Raw genomic sequence first — 18,458 nt, forward strand, 5'->3', positions numbered from 1 at the left:
AACCGGGCACGTCAACGGTCCGCCGGCCTCGATGCCGCCGCGCATCCGGTTTTGTAGGGTGTGTAAGGGCAAAGTAGAAATGTCCGGTTTGGGCAAAGTAGAAATGTCTGCTTTTGCGCGATAGCTCATGCTGTCGACTCTGAACAGTTTGGAGTCCAGCGTGAGCAAAACCGGGAGCATGACGATGCAGGAGTGGAACCGTGCCGAGATCATCGGTGCATGCACACGCGGCGAGATAACGGTCGCCATTGCAGCTCAGCGGCTGCAGATTACGTCCCGCCAGGTACTGCGACTGCTGCGACGGTTTGCCGAGGGTGGCGCCAACGCGATGGCCGCCAGGAACAGGGGCAAGCCTAGCAATAACCAGCTCAAGGCAGACGTGGCAAAGAGAGCACTGCAGCTGATACGCGACCATTACATGGGCTTTGGCCCGACGCTGGCGTGTGAGCAATTGCAGGAGCGGCACGCGCTGACCTTGTCGAAGGAAACACTGCGCAAGCTGATGATCGGCGCGGGCCTTTGGTCCCCAAAGGGTGTGCAGCGCGCAGCGCTGCATCAGCCGCGGGAGCGACGTTCCTGCCGTGGTGAATTGGTGCAGATCGACGGCAGCCGCCACGACTGGTTTGAAGGACGCGGCGCCGTTTGTACGTTGCTGGTGTACGTCGACGACGCGACAGGAGAACTGCTGCAGCTGTATTTCGCCGACACCGAGTCAACCATCAGCTACTTTGAAGCGACCCGGCGCTACATTGCTCAGCACGGCAAACCACAGGCCTTTTACTCTGACCGTGCAGCCGTCTTTCGCTCGCCATCGGCCACCAGCGACACCTGTACCCAATTCCAGCGTGCGCTCGACCAGCTCGACATCGAACTCATCTGCGCCAAGACGCCCCAGGCCAAAGGCCGAGTGGAACGGGTCAACCGCGTTTTGCAGGACCGCCTGGTAAAGGAGCTGCGGTTGGACGGGATCGACAATATCGAGGCGGCCAACGCATGGTGCGAGCAGTATGTCCTGCGCTACAACGAACGGTTTGCCTGCGCCCCATCGAGCGAACTCGACAAGCACACGCAACTGCATGTCAGCGACGACTTGGACCTCATCCTCACTATCCGCGAGACCCGCAAGCTGAGCAAGCAACTGACGCTCAAGCACGGCAGTTGCCTGCTCGTGCTGAACGATACGCTCGATGCACGCAGCCAGGTTGGTCAACCCATCGCCATCCATACCTACGCCGATGGACGCGTCGAGCTACGGGCAAACAGACTGGTACTCGGACACACCAGCATGGCCGTATCGCGACCAAAAAACCGTATCGATACCGATGCAAAATCGCTCCATGCAACGCTCGACAAGAGGCAGCGTGCTCGTCATCATCGCGCCAACCTACCCGGCTCTGTCATTGCCCAGGGCACGACGGCAGCGAAGAAAGCGTCCGCGCAAAAACGAGTGTGACATCCAGATCGCGGACATTTTAACTTTGCCAAAAGCGGACATTTCTACTTTGCTGCTACAGGGTGGGCACCCCGTGCCCACCCTACGGCTTGAACCAATACCAATTCGCATACCAGCATAAGCTCTTCTATATCAATGACTTAGATTCATAACCCGGGCTTATGGAGGCATGCCCGCGCCTCACATCTTAATACCAGTTAAATACCTGTTGACAAGCCGGGAGCGCCTCCCTATAGTGCCCTGACCTCTCCGGCATAGTCATTTTCCACATGATCGAATACCTCATCGGCGTCGACGGCGGCGGCACCGGCACCCGCGTGCGCCTGGCAGGCCGCGACGGCGCCGAGCTGGCCCAGGCCAGCGCCGGCCCCTCGGCCCTCTCGCAGGGCGTCGCCAAGGCCTGGACCACCATTCTCTCGGCCATCGGCGAAGCCTGCGCCGTCGCCGGCATCGGCAACCCACCCCTGTCCAGCATGGCCATCGGCCTCGGTCTCGCGGGCGTGCACAACAAGGAGTGGGCGGCCCAGTTCGTTGCCGCCGATCCTGGCTTCGCCGCTCTCGTACTCGACACCGACGGCTTCACCACCCTGATGGGCGCGCACGGCGGCCGGCCCGGCGCCATCGTCGCGATCGGTACCGGCAGCGTCGGCGAAGCGATGCGCGAAGACGGGACCAAGGTCGAAGTCGGCGGCTGGGGCTTCCCGGCCGGGGACGAGGCCAGCGGCGCCTGGATGGGCCTGCGCGCCCTGAACCACATCGAGCAGGTGCTCGACGGCCGCGTCGAGGGCGGCGCCTTTGCGCTTGACGTGATCGAAGCCTGCGGCGGCAACCGCGACGCCGTGCAGATCTGGCTCGGGCGCGCCAACCAGACGGCCTATGCCAGCCTGGCGCGCTTCGTGGTGGCCCATGGGAATACCGACCCGGTGGCGCGCGCCATCCTGGAGCACGCCGGACGCGAAGTAGCCGGCATCGCCCGCGCCCTCGACCCCAGCACTACCCTGCCGCTGGCGCTGTGCGGCGGCCTGGGCGACGTCCTGCTGGCCTGGCTGCCGCAAGCCACGCGCGCACGCTGCACGCCGCCGCAGGGCGACTCGGCCCGCGGCGCCCTGCGCATGATCGAACAGCACCTGAAGGAAAAGGCGCAATGAAAGGCAACATCCTTACTCCGAACGGCTGGGTCCACGGCGAACTGCGCTTCGGCGCGATGATCGACGCCATCGACGGCACGCCCGTCGACCCGCAATCGAACGACGACGACTACATCCTGCCCGGCTTCATCGACGTGCACGTGCACGGCGGCGCCGGGCGCGACATGATGGAAGGCGGCGACGCCCCGCACGTGATCGCCGCCCTGCACGCCAGGCACGGCACCACCAGCATCCTGGCCACCACCATGACCGCCCCGCCCGAGGACATCGAGCGCGCATTGACGGCCATCGGCGCCGCCTGCAGGGAACGCGGCAAGGGGGAAGCGCGCATCCTCGGCGTGCACCTGGAAGGCCCGTACATCAATTCCGCCAAGCTGGGCGCCCAGCCGCCCTTCGCCAAGGAAGCGACCCTGGCCGAAGTGGAGGCCTACGAGCGCCTGGCGCCGATGCGCGTGATCACGGTCGCGCCCGAGATCCACGGCCACCTGGAACTGGTGCGCGCGCTGGCCGCAGCGGGCATCCGCGTCCAGGTCGGCCACACCAGCGGCTCCTACGAGGACGGCCTGGCGGCACTCGAGCACGGCGCGGCCGGTTTCACCCACCTGTTCAATGCGATGCCCGGCCTGCACCACCGCGAACCCGGGATGGTCGGCGCGGCGCTGGCGCACGCCCAGTACGCCGAGATCATTCCCGACCTGCTGCACGTGCACCCGGGTGCGATCAAGGTCGCGCTGCGTTCCATTCCGCACCTGTTCTGCGTCACCGATTCGACCGCCGCCGCCGGCATGCCCGACGGCGAGTACATGCTGGGGCGCCAGGTCGTCCACAAGTGCATGGGCGGGGTGCGCCTGGCCGACGGGACGCTGGCCGGCTCGACGCTGACCATGGACCAGGCGCTGCGCAACCTGGTAAAGATCGGCCTGCCGCTGGCGGAGGCCTCGCGCCGGGTCTCGACGAATGCCGCCGACTACCTCGGCGAAAGCCTGCGCGGGCGCCTCGCCCCGGGCTGCCATGCCGACTTCGTGGTGCTCGACCGCGAACTGAATATCAAAGCCGTTCATATAGAAGGAGAAGCGCTGTGACCTCACTCATGCTGCAAGAAGCCATGTCCGCCGGCGATTGCGTCGCCCTGCAATTGACCCAGGACGTGGAGCGCTACGCCGAACTCGGGCGCACGCTGAGGTCGACCAGTTTCCACAGCGCCGTCACCGTGGCGCGCGGCAGCTCGGACCATGCCTCCGGCTATGTCGCCTACCTGATCATGTCGCGCCTGGGCCGCCTCGTGACCTCGCTGCCGATGTCGCTCATCACCCTGTACAAGTCGCCGCTCGTCACCCGCGACACACTGGCGATCGCGATCTCGCAGTCGGGCCAGAGCCCGGACGTGGTCGAGCCGATCCAGTACTTCCGCGACGGCGGCGCCACCACGGTGGCGCTGGTGAACGACGACACCTCGCCGCTGGCGCAGACCGCCGCCTGGACCATGCCCCTGCACGCTGGTAAAGAACAGAGCGTGGCCGCCACCAAGAGCTTCATCACCAGCCTGGTCGCCGGCGCCCGCCTGGTGGCCGAATGGCAGGACGACGCCGAACTGAAGGCCGGTATCGCGCTTCTCCCCGACGCCTTGCGCGCGGCAAGCCAGGTCGACTGGTCGGCCGCCATCGAGGTGCTGGCGCCGGCGCGCAACATCATGGTAGTCGGGCGCGGCATCAGCTTCCCCATCGCCCTGGAAGCGGCGCTGAAATTCAAGGAAACCTCGGCCCTGCAGGCCGAAGCCTTCTCCGGCGCCGAGATCAAGCACGGCCCGATGGCGCTGATCGAGGAAGGCTATCCGCTGCTGATCTTCGCCACCCGCGGCCCGGCCCAGGCCGGCCTGCTGGCGCTGGCCGCCGAGATGCGCGGACGCGGCGCGCGCGTGCTGCTGGCCGCGCCCGAGGACGTGGCGGAGCGCGACCTGACCCTGCCGGTAGCGGCGACGCCCGACCTCGACCCGATCGTCGCGATCCAGGCCTTCTATGTGATGGCTGCGCAACTGTCGAAGGCGCGCGGGCTCGATCCGGACCGTCCGCGCCACCTGAGCAAAGTCACCAAGACAAACTAAGCCAACCGAGCGAACTGAAGAATGCAGATGGATGAACTGAGCGAATTCCGGCGTATCGCCGGCCAGCTGATCATGGTGCGCCTGTTCGGCACGGAGCTGGACGAGGACACTGCCGCCTTCCTGCGCAATAACCGCGTGCGCGGCGCCTGCCTGTTCCGCCAGAACATGACGGACGCATCGCAGCTGACGCGCTTCACCGGCGCCCTGCGCGAGGCGATGGGCGAACAGGCCCTGATCGCGCTCGACCAGGAAGGCGGCGCCGTGGTGCGCTCGACCTGGGTGCCGGCCCCGCCCTCGGCCATGGCCCTGGGCGCGGCCAACGACCCGGCGCTGGCGCGCGAGGTCGGCGCGGCGGTGGCGCGTGCGGTGCGCTCGCTCGGCTTCAACTGGAACTTCGCGCCGGTGCTGGACCTGAACAACAACCCGCACAATCCCGTGATCGCCGAGCGCTCCTTCGGCGCCGACCCAAGCACCGCCACCCGCATCGCCCTGGCCTGGATGGACGGCAGCGAATCCGAGGGCGTGGCCTGCTGCGTCAAGCACTTCCCGGGTCACGGCGACACCCACGTCGACTCGCACCGCGCGCTGCCCACCGTCGACAAGCCGCTCGCCGAACTGGAGCGCTTCGAGTTCGCGCCCTTCCGCATGGCGGCCCGGGGAGACCGGCCGGCGCCCGCCATGATGACCGCCCACATCGTCTACCCGGCGCTCGACCCCGAGTACCCGGCGACGATGTCGCGCCCCATCCTGACCGGCATCCTGCGCGAGCAGTGGAACTACCAAGGCGTGGTAATCACCGACGGCATGGACATGCACGCGATCGCCCACCGCTACGGCGCCGGCCAGGCCGCCGTGCGCGCCCTGGTGGCCGGCGCCGACATGGTGATGGCGATCGGTTCGCGCGAGACCCAGGAAGAGACCGTGGCGGCGATCGCGGCGGCGATCGCCTCGGGCGAGCTGCCGATGGCGCAAGTGGAAGCGAAGCTGGCGCGCCTGGCCGCGCTGGCAAAAGCGCACCCCGCCGGCGCAAGCCTGAACGCACAGGGCGCAGTGGCGGCGGGCGTGGCGGCGCAGGTCGGCGCCGACGAGGCGCCGGTCTACAGCACCGATCTCGAGGACCGCGCACTGATGGCGCGCGCCTGGCGCCGGGCCCTGAGCGCACGCGGCGCGGTGCGCCGTCCGCCTGCCGGCAGCAGGATCAGGCTGGTCGCGCGCCAGGACGTGGTCAGCGACGGCGTCTCGGAAGCCGGGGTGCCGGCAAGCAGCATCGCCGCCTCGCTCGGCCGCCTGTTCGACGTCGACCTGGTCACCTTCGCCGACCCCGAAAGCTTCGACTGGCGCGCCCTGCCCGACGACGGCCGCTTCACCATCCTGGCCTCGACCTCGCGCCGCCGCTATGGCCCGAACGCGCGCGGCACCTGGCGCCCGGACCTGCACTTGGCGCTGTGGAACCCCTACCAGGCGCTCGACTTCGGCGCCCCGGCCCTGATGACCTACGGCTTCGCCGCACCGGCGCTGGAGGCGGTCAATGCCTGGCTGGCGGGCGAGATCGAGGCCACAGGCCGCTGCCCGGTGCCGGGCTTCTGACAGCGTCCACGGCATTGCGTTACCTTGATTCAAATTCGCGTATTCAATCTCGGTAACGCAATGTAACCGCCCCACCGCAAGCGCCCGCCTTGCGGCACAATTGCGCCGCAAGGTCCCGGCCGTTTTATGGGACAATGCGCGTTTGTTCAAGGTTGGCAGAATCGCCATCTTGCCGCGGATTTCCTACCGCTCATCTTTTTAGAAGGATCATTCATGTCCCAATTCCGCCTCGCTCGCCTTTGCCTGCTGCTGGCTGCCGTCGGCCTGAACTCTGCGCCTGCCCTGATGACGAGCGCTCATGCCCAGAAAGCCGATGCCCCGGCAGCCGCGCCAGCCAATACCGTGCGCCCGGAACTGTTCAAGCTGATCGACTCGAACCAGGTGCAGCAACTGGTTGCATCCAAAAATTTCGCTGAACTGCAGAACCGCATCACCCAGGCGGAAGCGATCCCGAACAAGACGCCTTACGAGACCTACGTCCTGAACCGCGTGAAGATGGTCCACGGTTCGGCCAGCGGCAACGATGCGGCGGTGATCCAGGCCGCGGAAGCCGTCGTCGCTTCGGGCTTCGAGCCGAAGGAAAACCAGGCCAAGCTGATCCTGGCCGTGGCCGACCTGCAGTACAAGGCCAAGAACTACGGCGCCGCCATCGACCAGCTCAAGCGCTACCAGCAAATGGGCGGCGACATGACGAGCGCGCGTCCGCTGCTGGTGCGCGCCATGTACCTGAACAAGGACTACGCCGGCGCCAAGAACGAGCTGATGCAGATCGTCACCGACGCCGAAAAGGCCGGCAAGACCCCGACCCAGGAAGACCTGAAGCTGCTGCTGAGCTCTGCCCACGAGGCCAAGGACAACGCGGCCTACGCGACCGCCGTCGAGAAGATGGTCGCCTACTACCCGACCGACGAATACTGGAACGAACTGATCCGCGTCGGCGTCATCAAGAAGCCGGGCTTCAACGCCGACAACTTCATGACCGTGCTGCGCCTCGAGTTCGCCGCCACCAAGACCATGCGCGAGGAAGACTACGTCGACCTGGCCGAGACCGCCCTGCGCGAAGGCTTCCCGACCGAAGCGAAGAACGCAATGGACGCGGGCTATGCCGCCGGCGTGCTGGGCAAGGGCGCAAACGCCAAGGCCCACGGCCAGCTGCGCGACCGCGCCAACAAGCAGGCCGCCGACGACGCCAAGAACATCGCCAGCGGCGAAGCCTCGGCCGCCAAGTCGAAGAACGGCGCCGGCCTGGTCAACCTGGGCTGGGCCTACGTCACCATGGGCCAGTACGACAAGGGCATCGGCTTCATGCAGCAAGGTATCGCCAAGGGCGGCCTGAAGCAGCCCGACGAAGCCAAGCTGCGCCTGGGCGCGGCCCAGGCCAAGGCCGGCCGCAAGGACGAAGCGATCAAGACCTTCGAAAGCGTGAAAGCCAGCGGCGGCTTCTCCGACGCGGCGCGCCTGTGGGTCATGCTGCTCAAGCAGCCGGCAGCCGGCGGCGCCCAGGCTACCGCGGCCGCGGCACCAGCCGGCCAGTAAGCCTTATCCGCACTGCGAAAGCGGGCGAGCGCGTCAAGCGCCGCCCGCTTTTTTTATTCGGCGCCGTCACCGCTGCTGTTGGCAGCGCCTTTCAGGTACTCCACCGTGCGGTGGCGTACATCGGCCCCGCAGAACTGGCCTGATAATCGGTTCATCATTGAGGGAGGCGACATGACGACGGTGCGCAAGGGCCAGGCGCCCGCAAAGCTGGAGCGGGACGAATTCCATCGCAAGTTCATCGACCAGTTCTTCGATCCGGCCTTCGAGGCGGTGGCGGACGAACTGGCGGCGGTCGAGGAAGTGGCCTGGCAGGCTTATCGCGACAAGCGCAAGGCACCGCGTACGGTGAAGGCCGGTCCTGGTTTCGCCGATCCCGACTACGACCTGTCGATTGAATGGCGCGCCGCGCACGAGCGCCTGCTCGCTGCCGAGGCGCTCCAGAAGGACCCGGCCACGCCCAGCCGCATCCTGCTCATCAATGGGGCCGCGCGCAACGACGGCAGCTGCCCCGGTGAGATGTCGAAGACCTGGCGCCTGACCCAGCTTGCGCGCGAGACCCTGGACGGCCAGGGCATCCAGACTGACGTGCTCGACCTGAGCCGGATCATTTCCGACTACGATCGCCACATCCATCCTTGCAAGTCCTGTGTGGCCACCGCCATGCCGCTGTGCCACTGGCCGTGCAGTTGCTACCCGAACCATTCCGAACACCAGACCGGCGACTGGATGAACGAGATCTACGAGCGCTGGGTGGCCGCCCACGGCGTCATCATCCTGACCCCGGTCTACTGGTACCAGGCGCCATCGATACTGAAACTGATGATCGACCGCCTGGTCTGCGCCGACGGCGGCAACACCGATCCGAGCTCCACCCAGGGCAAGGACGCCGAGAAGGCCAAGCAGATCGAGCTGGACGGCTGGGACTATCCCAAGCACCTGGCCGGGCGCGCTTTCGGCCTGGTGGTGCACGGCGACGTGGCCGGCATCGAGGGCACGCGGCGCGGGCTGTCGGACTGGCTGAACTGGATGGGCCTGGTCGATTCGGGCAGCTTCGGCCAGCTCGACCGCTTCGTCGGCTACTACGAGCCCTACGCCACCAGTCACGAAACGCTCGACCGCGACACCGCCTTCCAGGAAGAAGTACGCAACGTGGCGCGTGCCGTCGCGCTGACGGTACGCGACCTGCGCGCCGGGCGCATCGTGCCGCCCGGCGCACGCCTGCGTGCACCGCGGCCGAAATAGGGTTTGCATAGCGGAAAGCCCAGTCGCCGGACGATGACATATCGAACACGACCAGAGTCGACGTGGTAGTATTGTTGCAATATAAAAATACTACTTTCTTGTCATGAACGCATTGCATCCTTCACCTTTGATCCGTGCGCTGTATCCGGACGAATGGGCCGCTTACCGCGAGCTGCGCCTGCGTTCGCTGGCCGATTCGCCCGACGCCTTCTACAGCACCCTGGAGTCCGAAAGCGCGCGCACGCCGGAAGAGTGGGCGGCGCGCCTGGCGGCGGCCGCGGTCTCGGGCAAGGATTGTCCGCTGGTGGCCGAGCTCGACGGCAAGCCTGCCGGGCTGGTCTGGGCGAAAGTGGATGGGGTCAACCCGGCGCTGGTACACCTTTACCAGATGTGGGTGGCGCCGGAGTGCCGCGGGCGCGGCGTGGCCCAGGGCCTGCTGGACGCGGCGCTCGGCTGGACGCGCGAGCGCGGCGCCCGCTTCGTCGAGCTCGACGTCACCCTCGGCAATTCGGCTGCAGCGCGCCTGTATCAGCGCGCGGGCTTCCGGGCGGTGAACGCGCCGGTGCCGATGCGGGCCGGCTCGGCCCTGATGCTGCAGCCGATGCGATTGGTATTGGAAGATTAGATTGCAGTGAAGCCGCCGTCGGCGGTCAGCTCATGGCCGGTAACGAAGGACGACTGCTCGGAACACAGCCAGAGGGCGGCGTTCGCGATCTCGCCCGGCTCGGCAAAGCGGCTCATCGGGTGGGCGGCGCGCAGTTTCTTCTCGGCCGAGGCTTCGCCGCCGAGAGCGCGCGCCAGCATCGGGGTGCGCACGGCGCTTGGACACAGTGCGTTGACGCGGATGCCGTCTTTCGCATACTCGGCCGCTGCGCTCTTGGTCAGGCCGGCCAGGGCATGCTTGCTGGCGGCATAGGCGCCCTGCAGGGGCGCGCCGACCAGGCCAAAGCTGGACGACAGGTTGACGATCGCGCCGCCGCCCTGCTTCACCATCTGGCGCAGCTGGTACTTCATCGACAGCCACACGCCCTTCACGTTGACGTCCAGGACCCTGTCGAATTCTTCCTCGTCGAGCTCGTCCAGGCGCGCGGGCGGGGCCTGCAGGCCCGCGCAGTTGACGGCGCAGTCGAGGCGTCCGTAGTGGTAGACAGTCTTGTCGAGCAGGGTCTCGACCTCGGCCGCGCGGGTCACGTTGGCCTGCACGAACAAGGCCTTGCCGCCATTCTCGACGATCATCGCCGCGGTCGCGTGGCCGCCATCGACCGAGACGTCGGCGATCACCACCGAGGCGCCGGCCCGGCCGAAGGCCAGCGCCGTGGCGCGCCCGATGCCGCTCGCGCCACCTGTTACCAGCACCACCTTGCCTGCGAACGGGATGGCGGCCGGTTCTTTGCTATTGCCCTTCATGTACTACGACTCCTGAACACATCGGAATGATGCTGAAAGGCAACATCATAGCCGGGCGGCGCATATTGATCAATGCGGATCAATCCGCCGTCCCCAGGATGCAACGCCGCCGGCAGCGCGGCTCAGGGTGCGGCCCTGGCGCCGTCCGCCTTGGCCCCCCTGGCCTTCTCCTGGTCGCCGGCCAGCACGACCGACATCCTGGCCGGGTCGATCGCCTTGCGGAAGGCCGCGTTCAGTTGCGCCAGGGTGACCGCCATCAGTTTCGCCTCGAACTGGCGCGACCATTCGTAGGTACGGTCGCGGTACAGGTAGGCCGTCCAGCCGGTCGCCAGGGCGCCATCGTCGGCGCGGGTCTGCACGCGCTGCTGCATCAGGCCCGACTTGGCGCCGGCCAGTTCGGCGGCGGAAAAGCCGTTCTTGAGCGCACGCGCCAGCTCCTCGCGCACCGCCGCATCGAGCTTCTGCAGGTTCTGCGGCGCGGCGATGGCGCTGATCGAGAAGCTGCCCGCGCGGTCGAGGTCGCCCGCATCGAGCTGGGAGCCGCCGCCGTAGGACAGGCCATCCTTCTGGCGGATGCGGTCCATCAGGCGCGAGCGCAGGCCGCCCTCGCCGAAGATGTAATTGGCCAGCATCAGCGCCGGGTAGTCCGGGTCGTCGATGTTCAGGTCGAGGTTCATACGTGCGATATACACGCCGTTTTCCTTGTCCGGGGTATCGATGGTCTTCGCCAGCGGCGCGATCTCGGCGTAGCGGCGCAGCACCGGGGCCACGTTTTCCTGGGCGCGCCAGGCGCCGAACAGCTCGTCGACCAGCGGCGCGATCGTCGCCGCGTCGAAATCGCCGACGATCGCCATCTCGGCCGGTACGCTGCCGTAGTAGCGGCGGTGGAAGTCCACCAGGTCGGCGAGCTTCGCCGCCTTCAGCTCGGCCATGTCTTCCTCGAGGGTGTTCGCGTGGCGCACGTCGCCCTTCGGGTAGATGTCGAAATGCCGGGACAGCGCGCGGCTCGCCACCGCCGACGGTTCGTTGCGGCTCGCTTCGAGGCCGACGACGGCCTGGCGCTGCAACTGCTCGAACTCGGCCTGCGGGAAGCCCGGTTCCTTCAGCACATGGGCGACCAGGCGCAGCGCGTCGGCCAGGTGCTCGCGCGTGGTCTGGAAGTGCGACAGGCTGCCGGCGATCTTCAGGCGGTCGAATTCGTCGGACAACTGCTCGCGCGTGTAGCGGCTGGTGCCGCGCATGAGCATGGCGGCGGTCAGCTCGGGAATGGCGCCGGTGCCGAACAGGTTCTTTTCGTCGCCGATGTGCTGGCGCAGGTCGACCGTGACGGCTTCGCCGCGGTTCTTCTTCGGCAGCAGCGCCAGCTTGACGCCGCCGGCGGTCACCAGCGTCGTGCGCTTCATGATGTTGGCCTGGCTCGGGTCGAAGTCCTCGGAAACCAGGGTCGATGCGCGCGGCTTGAATTTTTCCAGGATGCTGGCGACGGTCGGCGCCGCCGGCATCACCACGCGCTGGGGCGCCTCCTCGGGGATGAAGGTGCCGGTGACGCGGTTGTCACGCCGGAAGTAGCGCTTGGCCACCGCCGCCACTTCCTCGGCCGAGATGGTCTTGATGCGCTCGCGCCCGGTGAAGAACAGGCGCCAGTCGCCCAGCGCGATGGTTTCCGACAGCGCCACGCCGACGCGCTGGGGATCGTTCAGGCTGCGCTCCATCTCGTTCTCGTAGAGGCGGCGCACGCGCTCCATCTCGGCCGGCGTGGGCGGCGTGTCGCCGAAGCTTTCCACCGCCTGGGTCAGCGCGGCGCGCAGCGGCTCGACCGGCTCGCCCTTCTTGAGCACCGCGCCGATGTATTGCAGGCCGGGCGCATAGCCGGTCTGGCCGAAGCTGAAGACCTGGCTGGCCTTGCCGGTTTCGACCAGGCTCTTGTGCAGGCGGCCGGTCGGCACGTCGCCCAGGATGGTCGAGGCGAAGGCCATCACGTCGCTGTCGTCGTGCAGCGCGGAGGGCACCTTGTAGCCCAGCATGACGATCTGGACGTCGCCCTGGCGCCGCACCGCGAAACTGCGCTCGCCATCCTGGGGCGGTTCGACCGTCCAGAACGCCGGCAGCGTGCGCTTCGGCTTCGGAATGACGCCGAACAGGCGGCTGATCTTCGCCAGGGTAGCGTCGGGATCGAACTTGCCCGCCACCAGCAGTACGGCGTTGTCGGGCTGGTACCAGGTGCGGTAGAAGGCCTGCAGGTTGCCGATGCGGACGTTCTCGATGTCGCTGCGGTTGCCGATGGTCGAGCGGCCATAGCTGTGCCAGTCGTAGGCCACGCTCTGCATGCGTTTTACCAATACGCCCGACGGCGAATTCTCGCCGCTCTCGTATTCGTTGCGCACCACCGTCATTTCCGAATCCAGGTCTTTCTGGGCGATGAAGGAGCCCGTCATGCGGTCAGCCTCCATCTGCAGGGCCCAGTCCAGGTTCTCGTTCGAGGCCTGGAACACTTCATAGTAATTGGTGCGGTCGAGCGAGGTGGTGCCGTTGAATTCCATGCCGCGGTCGGCGAACTGGCGGGTGATGTCGCGGTTCTTGCGCGAACCCTTGAACATCAGGTGTTCGAGCAGGTGGGCCATGCCCGTTTCACCGTAGTTCTCGTGGCGCGAGCCGACCAGGTAAGTGACGTTCACGGTGACGGTCGGGCGCGAGGCGTCGGGAAACAGCAGGACCTTCAGGCCGTTGGCGAGCCGGTATTCGGTGATGCCCTCGACCGAAGGGCCGAGCGTGACGCCCTTGGGCAGCGGCGCCGACCAGGCGCTCCCGCAGGCGAGGAAGGCAAGGGCGCCGGCGATCAGGTGCGCAGGCAGGCCGCGCTGGTAACTCGTCAGGTTCATGTGGTCCCGTCAGGTGGGTGCGCCCGCGAGGACGCGCATGCGCCGCCTGGGACGGCGCGCCAACGGCGATGGTAACAGATGGCCGATGCGGGTGATGCTGCCGCGCACTATTGCTGTGCGCGAACACTGCGATGGCACAAACTCTTGATGCGCGAGATAGGCGAGTCCTCCCGCCCTCCCCCGACTCAATGCCGCGCCCGCCTCTCGTGGGCCTGCTGGTTGGCGCTGATGCGCGACAGGTCGCCCATTTCCTCGGCCAGGAACTCGAGCAGGTCGTCGGCGCTGACGATGCCGGTCAGTCCGCCGGCGCGGTTCACCACCGGCACGCGGCGGATGCCACGCAGGCGCATGTGTTCGATGGTGGCATAGACGTCGTCGTCTTCGCGGCAGGTCAGGAGGTCGTCGCTCATGATGTCGCCGACCTGCAGGCCGGCCGGATCGAGCCCGAGCGCAATGACGGAAACGACGATGTCGCGGTCGGTGATGATGCCTGCCGGGACCGATTCGCCGTCGAGCTGGTCGACCACGATCAGGTCGCCGACATGGTGCTTGCGCATCAGGAGCGCTGCCCCCTGCACTGTCTCATCGCGCGTGCAGGAAATGGTCTGGACAGTACAGATTTCGCTGATGTTCATGATGCCCTCCCCTTGTTGGCGGACGTGGCGACGAGCAAGCTGACCACATCCTATGCGGTCCACGCTAATGCGGAGAGTGGCAGACGGCTTGATCTTGCTCAAACCGTGATTCGAACAGGCTTACAGCTTAGGGTCGCCCGGCAATTCGACGAAGCAGGCGTCGACGACTTGCAGGTCGTTGTCCTTCGCGAAGTTCACGACGAAGTGATAAGCCAGCGGTTCGGCTTTCTGGAGCGCGTTGTTCACGACAACGGCCTTCACGCCGTTCACCACGGTCGGGTGGACATAGGGAGAGAACTGGAGGTGGGCGTGGCGGCCGCCGCTACCTTCTGGTCGAAAGCAGGACATGACGCCGCACAGGCGCTCCGCCCAGTCGCTCGGGCGGAACTGCTTGCCTTTATTCGTGATTCCCAGGATGAAGAACTCGCCGTTGGCGGTCTGGTTCCCGGTATGCGGTAACTCGGCCATAGTGCTGCTTGCTGATACAAGAATACTGCGTGGATGAGAACAACGGCAGTATTATATCTTATAGAAGACCTGCGGACGAGTCTTGTCTCGACAACTTTAGGACGCCGGACCAGACTCCCCGGGAAAGGGATGCGGCCACGCGACGCGTTGTCGCCGACAACACCCTGGTACGGCGCGGCGATGCCGCGCCGTCATATTTGCGTTTTCCAACGTCGCCGGCGCTGGACAACGTGCCCAGGGCAAGGCGCATTGTCGAAGACAGTACGCCAGTACGGCGAGACAATGCAACGCCGCCATGGGCGCGCTTTCCAGCGCCTAGCCGAGCCAGACGACGCTCGAGAGCAGCAGGAGAAGAATCATCCATAGTATCAGGGCGCGCCACACAAGTCCTACCGTGCTTTGCAGTGCGCGCAGGCTCGGCTCTTCGCCGGGCAAGACATCCGTCTCGACATCGGACAAATCCACCGTCGCCGCATCGGCCGGCAACAGTTGCGGGGCATTTTCCTGCGGCGTGCCCAGGCGCACGCCCATCGCGCCGCCGCCGGCGGCCAGGATGATGCCGCGTGACTCGTCGGTCCAGCGGTTGGCGAAATTGCGCCAGGCGTAGATGGCGTCCTCGAAATTGCCGACCACGGCAAAGGCGATCGCGGTCAGGCGCACCGGGATCCAGTCGATCCAGTAGAAAGCCTTGGCGGCGAACTGGCCAAAGGCCTCGTTGCGCATGTGCTCGGGCTCGTTCCAGGCGCGCGCCAGGTATTCGGACACGCGGTACAGCACGGCGCAGGCCGGCCCGCCCGGCATCAGGAACCAGAAGAACACGCCGAACACGCTGCGGTGCGTGGTGATGAGCGATTTTTCGACGGCGATGCGCGCGATTTCCTGGGCATCCATACCGACCGTGTCGAGCCGCGTCCACTCCGCCAGCAGGGAACGGGCAGTGGCTTCGTCGCCCTGGTTCAGGGCCAGCTGGATCGAGGTGAAATAATGGCTGTAGTGACGAAAACCGAGCGTCAGGTAGACGACGATCACATTCCAGGCAAAGGCGAGAAAGACCAGCCCGTAGTATTGCAGCACCCAGTACACGATGGCAACCGGAAGGACCAGCACCAGCATCATCAGGATCCATCCCATCCGGCCATTTTTCGGCTCGCCGGCGTTGAACCAGCCTTCGATGCGCATCGCAAGCGTCTTGATGCCTCCGTAGACCTGGTTATCCGCGCGCAGGGGCTTCAACTGCTCGATCAGCAGGGCGCACAGAATGGAAAAAAATGTCATGCAAATCCTTCTTTTGTTATGGCAATACTACGCTGCCCGCTACGATAGCGCAGACGACCGCCATAATCAAATCTGGACTGGTAACTAAAGTGAAGCAAAAGTATCACGCCCGCCTCAGAGAAAGCTATGCACGCAGGAAATGGAACAGGTTCCGCAGCATGCCGGCAGTGGCGCCCCAGATGAAGAAGCGCTCGTACGGCATGGCGTAGAAGCTGCGCCGCCCCGCCCCTTCCGGCAGCTCGAAAGACATGCGCTGGTGATTCGCGCCGTTCATCAGGAAAGCGAGGGGCACCTCGAAGATCTCGGCAACCTCGTTCGGGTCGGCAACGAGATCGAAGGGCGGCGTCACCAGGGCGACGACGGGACGCACCCGGTAGGCGCTGGCCGTCACGTATTCCGGCAGCACGCCGACGATCTCGACATGGCGGCGGTGCAGGCCGATCTCTTCTTCCGATTCGCGCAGCGCCGTTTCGATCGGCGAGGAATCGATGTCCTCTGCGCGTCCGCCCGGGAAGCTGATCTGCCCGGCGTGGCTCGTCAGATGCGCGGTGCGCTGGGTCAGCAGCACGGTCAGGCCTTCGGGACGGTCTACCAGCGGCACCAGCACGGCGGCACGGCGCAACTTGAGACCGGGCTGGAACGGGGTTTCCTCCCCGGTTTCGGGGTCCCAGGCGCGGCGCGCTTCGGCAAAGCGCGCGCGCAGGTTCGCGGCCGTCAACAGGGATGGGTCGACAGGCGGTTCGCCCGCGATGGCATCAACTGGCAGGCGGGTTGGATCGAGATGCAGCTTGGCCAAGAACGTTTCCTTTATACAAAAAGGAAGAATCAAAAAGAAAAAGGCATCCCGAAGGATGCCTTTTTCGTTCCACAGACGCTATTACTCAGCGGCAGCGGTGGTAGCGACGCGGCGCTGCGGCAGTTTCTCTTTGATACGTGCCGATTTGCCCGAACGCTCACGCAGGTAGTACAGCTTCGCACGACGAACGTCGCCGCGGCGCTTGACTTCGATCGAAGCGATCAGCGGGGAGTACAGCTGGAACGTACGTTCCACGCCTTCGCCCGACGAGATCTTGCGAACGATGAAGTTCGAGTTCAGGCCACGGTTACGACGCGAGATGACGACGCCTTCGTATGCCTGGGCGCGCTTGCGGTTGCCTTCGACGACGTTGACGTTGACGATCACGGTGTCGCCAGGTGCGAAATCAGGAATGTTGCGGCCGAGGCGCGCGATTTCTTCCTGCTCGAGTTGCTGAATCAGGTTCATTTCTTATGACTCCAAAAACCATCTTGCTGGCGCTGTACTATTGCCCAGTAGAGGATGGGGTTGAACGCACGGGCAACATGCCCGCAGGTCTTGCACCAGGATCGGTGCCTTTTTCCAGCCTGCCCTCAAACCGAGAGCGTGGCCAAAAACTTTTCGTCGGCTGCCGTCAGGCGGCCCGCCTTGCGCGCCGCATCCAGCAGTTCCGGACGCTTCTTCGCGGTCGCCTCCAGCATGCGCTGGCGGCGCCACTTGGTAATCTCTGCGTGGTTACCACCCATCAAGACCGGGGGCACCGGCACGCCTTCGTACACTTCGGGACGGGTGTAGTGCGGCGAATCGAGCAGGCCGTTGACAAAACTGTCCTCGACCGCCGATGCATCGTCGCCCAGTACACCGGGCAATTGCCGCACCACCGCGTCCATCAGCGCCATCGCCGGCAATTCACCGCCGGAGAGCACGAAGTCACCGAGCGAAATTTCCTCGTCGACGACACGGTCCAGCAAGCGCTGGTCGACGGCCTCGTAACGGCCGCAGAGGATGACGAGACCAGGCTCGTCCTTCAGCGCCATCACGCGTTCGTGCGTCAGCGGTTTGCCTTGCGGCGACATGAACACGACCCGCGGCGCCGGCAGGCCGAGTTCGACCTGGCGCGCCTTGGCCGCATTGATCGTCGCCTCAAGCGGTTTCGCCAGCATCACCATGCCGGGGCCGCCGCCATAGGGGCGGTCATCCACGGTGCGGTGGCGGTCCTGGGTGAAATCGCGTGGATTCCACAGGTTCAGGCCCCAGCGTTCCTGCTCGAAGGCGCGGCGGGTTATCCCCGACTGCGTCAACGCGGCAAACATCTCGGGAAACAAGCTCACGACGTCAAACTGCATCGGGACCTCGCTTCAAGGTGGACGGCTTAATAATCCAAGCCCCAGTCCAGGGTAATCTGTCTTGCTTTCAGATCGACGGTTTTCACGAACTGGTCCACAAACGGAACCAGGCGCTCAGGCGCCTTGTCGCTGGTTGCCGGATCGGGCACGGGCTCGATGCGCAGGATCGATTGCGCGCCGTTGCTCATCATGTCGATCACCTTGCCGAGCGCTTCGCCCTGCAGGTTGACCACATCCATGCCGATCAGGTCAGTCCAGTAATACTCGTCTTCCTCAAGCTCGGGAAACGCGCTGCGCGACACATGGACGGCTGCGCCTTTCAGCGCCTCCGCCAGGTTGCGGTCGCTCATCCCGACCAGGGTGGCGACCACGTCGCCGCCATGCATCTTCGCGGTCCGCACGGTGACGGACCGCAGGCTCGGCTTATCGAGCCACCAGGTCTTCACGTTCAGCAAAGCATCCGCATCCACCGAGAACGGGGTAACGCGGATGGCGCCGGCAATGCCGTAGGCGCCGGAAACATACCCGACCTGGGTCAGGTCGTCGGGGGCTTGCGCCCCGCTTGCAACTGAATCGCTCAAACCA

At 65.7% G+C, this 18,458-nt stretch carries 17 protein-coding genes; 8 read left to right on the plus strand and 9 right to left on the minus strand.

The window, feature by feature from the left end; all coding sequences use genetic code 11:
• The first annotated feature begins 127 nt into the window (after positions 1-127).
• The 8 genes from ACSUZJ_RS19120 (at position 128) to ACSUZJ_RS19155 (ending at position 9,692) form a co-directional block, all read left to right on the plus strand.
• The gene (locus ACSUZJ_RS19120) at positions 128-1,453 is read left to right on the plus strand and encodes an ISNCY family transposase (RefSeq protein WP_499410806.1); all 1,326 of its coding nucleotides are present in this window, start codon (positions 128-130) and stop codon (positions 1,451-1,453) included.
• 269 nt (positions 1,454-1,722) lie between these two features.
• Positions 1,723-2,601 (plus strand): glucosamine kinase nucleotide-binding domain-containing protein, encoded by an 879-nt coding sequence (locus tag ACSUZJ_RS19125; protein WP_499410808.1) that lies wholly within the window; start codon positions 1,723-1,725, stop codon positions 2,599-2,601.
• On the plus strand, positions 2,598-3,683 hold the full coding sequence (gene nagA, locus ACSUZJ_RS19130) for an N-acetylglucosamine-6-phosphate deacetylase (RefSeq protein ID WP_499410810.1): 1,086 nt from the start codon (positions 2,598-2,600) through the stop codon (positions 3,681-3,683). The genes ACSUZJ_RS19125 and nagA overlap by 4 nt, the downstream gene beginning before the upstream one ends.
• Before the next feature lie 8 nt (positions 3,684-3,691).
• Positions 3,692-4,702, plus strand: coding sequence for an SIS domain-containing protein (locus ACSUZJ_RS19135; RefSeq protein ID WP_499416601.1), 1,011 nt, complete (start codon positions 3,692-3,694; stop codon positions 4,700-4,702).
• A gap of 27 nt (positions 4,703-4,729) precedes the next feature.
• The gene (nagZ, locus tag ACSUZJ_RS19140; RefSeq protein WP_499410812.1) at positions 4,730-6,289 is read left to right on the plus strand and encodes a beta-N-acetylhexosaminidase; all 1,560 of its coding nucleotides are present in this window, start codon (positions 4,730-4,732) and stop codon (positions 6,287-6,289) included.
• A gap of 213 nt (positions 6,290-6,502) precedes the next feature.
• Positions 6,503-7,825, plus strand: coding sequence for a hypothetical protein (locus ACSUZJ_RS19145; protein ID WP_499410814.1), 1,323 nt, complete (start codon positions 6,503-6,505; stop codon positions 7,823-7,825).
• Positions 7,826-7,996: 171 nt separating this feature from the next.
• Positions 7,997-9,067 (plus strand): flavodoxin family protein, encoded by a 1,071-nt coding sequence (locus ACSUZJ_RS19150; RefSeq protein ID WP_499410816.1) that lies wholly within the window; start codon positions 7,997-7,999, stop codon positions 9,065-9,067.
• Between the two features lie 103 nt (positions 9,068-9,170).
• Positions 9,171-9,692, plus strand: coding sequence for a GNAT family N-acetyltransferase (locus ACSUZJ_RS19155; RefSeq protein WP_499410818.1), 522 nt, complete (start codon positions 9,171-9,173; stop codon positions 9,690-9,692).
• Here the strand turns inward: ACSUZJ_RS19155 and ACSUZJ_RS19160 are convergent.
• From ACSUZJ_RS19160 to rimM, 9 genes are all read right to left on the minus strand, one after another.
• Positions 9,689-10,474, minus strand: coding sequence for an SDR family oxidoreductase (locus ACSUZJ_RS19160; RefSeq protein ID WP_499410820.1), 786 nt, complete (start codon positions 10,472-10,474; stop codon positions 9,689-9,691). The two genes, ACSUZJ_RS19155 and ACSUZJ_RS19160, sit on opposite strands and share 4 nt — an antisense overlap.
• A 122-nt stretch (positions 10,475-10,596) precedes the next feature.
• On the minus strand, positions 10,597-13,353 hold the full coding sequence (locus ACSUZJ_RS19165) for a M16 family metallopeptidase (RefSeq protein WP_499410822.1): 2,757 nt from the start codon (positions 13,351-13,353) through the stop codon (positions 10,597-10,599).
• A gap of 185 nt (positions 13,354-13,538) precedes the next feature.
• Positions 13,539-13,988, minus strand: a complete 450-nt coding sequence (locus ACSUZJ_RS19170; protein ID WP_499410824.1) for a CBS domain-containing protein — start codon at positions 13,986-13,988, stop codon at positions 13,539-13,541.
• A 120-nt stretch (positions 13,989-14,108) separates the two neighbouring features.
• Positions 14,109-14,456 carry a DUF3579 domain-containing protein gene (locus ACSUZJ_RS19175; RefSeq protein ID WP_499410826.1) on the minus strand — a complete coding sequence of 116 codons (348 nt, stop codon included), beginning with the start codon at positions 14,454-14,456 and terminating at the stop codon, positions 14,109-14,111.
• Between the two features lie 315 nt (positions 14,457-14,771).
• Positions 14,772-15,731, minus strand: a complete 960-nt coding sequence (locus ACSUZJ_RS19180) for a CobD/CbiB family protein (RefSeq protein ID WP_499410828.1) — start codon at positions 15,729-15,731, stop codon at positions 14,772-14,774.
• Positions 15,732-15,855: 124 nt separating this feature from the next.
• On the minus strand, positions 15,856-16,527 hold the full coding sequence (locus tag ACSUZJ_RS19185) for a CoA pyrophosphatase (RefSeq protein ID WP_499410830.1): 672 nt from the start codon (positions 16,525-16,527) through the stop codon (positions 15,856-15,858).
• A gap of 81 nt (positions 16,528-16,608) precedes the next feature.
• Entirely contained in the window at positions 16,609-16,995 is a 387-nt protein-coding gene (gene rplS, locus ACSUZJ_RS19190; RefSeq protein ID WP_313706801.1) for a 50S ribosomal protein L19, read from the minus strand.
• Positions 16,996-17,120: 125 nt separating this feature from the next.
• Complete coding sequence (gene trmD, locus ACSUZJ_RS19195; RefSeq protein ID WP_499410832.1) at positions 17,121-17,873, minus strand: tRNA (guanosine(37)-N1)-methyltransferase TrmD; 753 nt, start codon at positions 17,871-17,873, stop codon at positions 17,121-17,123.
• A gap of 26 nt (positions 17,874-17,899) precedes the next feature.
• Complete coding sequence (rimM, locus tag ACSUZJ_RS19200) at positions 17,900-18,454, minus strand: ribosome maturation factor RimM (protein WP_499410834.1); 555 nt, start codon at positions 18,452-18,454, stop codon at positions 17,900-17,902.
• Between the last annotated feature and the right edge of the window lie 4 nt (positions 18,455-18,458).

This window comes from Telluria sp. B2 (assembly GCF_051789535.1).
GTDB lineage: Bacteria > Pseudomonadota > Gammaproteobacteria > Burkholderiales > Burkholderiaceae_D > Telluria.

Coding starts and splice junctions, on each gene's coding strand:
- ACSUZJ_RS19120 (WP_499410806.1), top strand. CDS start 128: ATGCTGTCGACTCTGAACAGTTTGGAGTCCAGCGTGAGCAAAACCGGG.
- ACSUZJ_RS19125 (WP_499410808.1), top strand. CDS start 1,723: ATGATCGAATACCTCATCGGCGTCGACGGCGGCGGCACCGGCACCCGC.
- nagA (WP_499410810.1), top strand. CDS start 2,598: ATGAAAGGCAACATCCTTACTCCGAACGGCTGGGTCCACGGCGAACTG.
- ACSUZJ_RS19135 (WP_499416601.1), top strand. CDS start 3,692: ATGCTGCAAGAAGCCATGTCCGCCGGCGATTGCGTCGCCCTGCAATTG.
- nagZ (WP_499410812.1), top strand. CDS start 4,730: ATGGATGAACTGAGCGAATTCCGGCGTATCGCCGGCCAGCTGATCATG.
- ACSUZJ_RS19145 (WP_499410814.1), top strand. CDS start 6,503: ATGTCCCAATTCCGCCTCGCTCGCCTTTGCCTGCTGCTGGCTGCCGTC.
- ACSUZJ_RS19150 (WP_499410816.1), top strand. CDS start 7,997: ATGACGACGGTGCGCAAGGGCCAGGCGCCCGCAAAGCTGGAGCGGGAC.
- ACSUZJ_RS19155 (WP_499410818.1), top strand. CDS start 9,171: ATGAACGCATTGCATCCTTCACCTTTGATCCGTGCGCTGTATCCGGAC.
- ACSUZJ_RS19160 (WP_499410820.1), bottom strand. CDS start 10,474: ATGAAGGGCAATAGCAAAGAACCGGCCGCCATCCCGTTCGCAGGCAAG.
- ACSUZJ_RS19165 (WP_499410822.1), bottom strand. CDS start 13,353: ATGAACCTGACGAGTTACCAGCGCGGCCTGCCTGCGCACCTGATCGCC.
- ACSUZJ_RS19170 (WP_499410824.1), bottom strand. CDS start 13,988: ATGAACATCAGCGAAATCTGTACTGTCCAGACCATTTCCTGCACGCGC.
- ACSUZJ_RS19175 (WP_499410826.1), bottom strand. CDS start 14,456: ATGGCCGAGTTACCGCATACCGGGAACCAGACCGCCAACGGCGAGTTC.
- ACSUZJ_RS19180 (WP_499410828.1), bottom strand. CDS start 15,731: ATGACATTTTTTTCCATTCTGTGCGCCCTGCTGATCGAGCAGTTGAAG.
- rplS (WP_313706801.1), bottom strand. CDS start 16,995: ATGAACCTGATTCAGCAACTCGAGCAGGAAGAAATCGCGCGCCTCGGC.
- trmD (WP_499410832.1), bottom strand. CDS start 17,873: ATGCAGTTTGACGTCGTGAGCTTGTTTCCCGAGATGTTTGCCGCGTTG.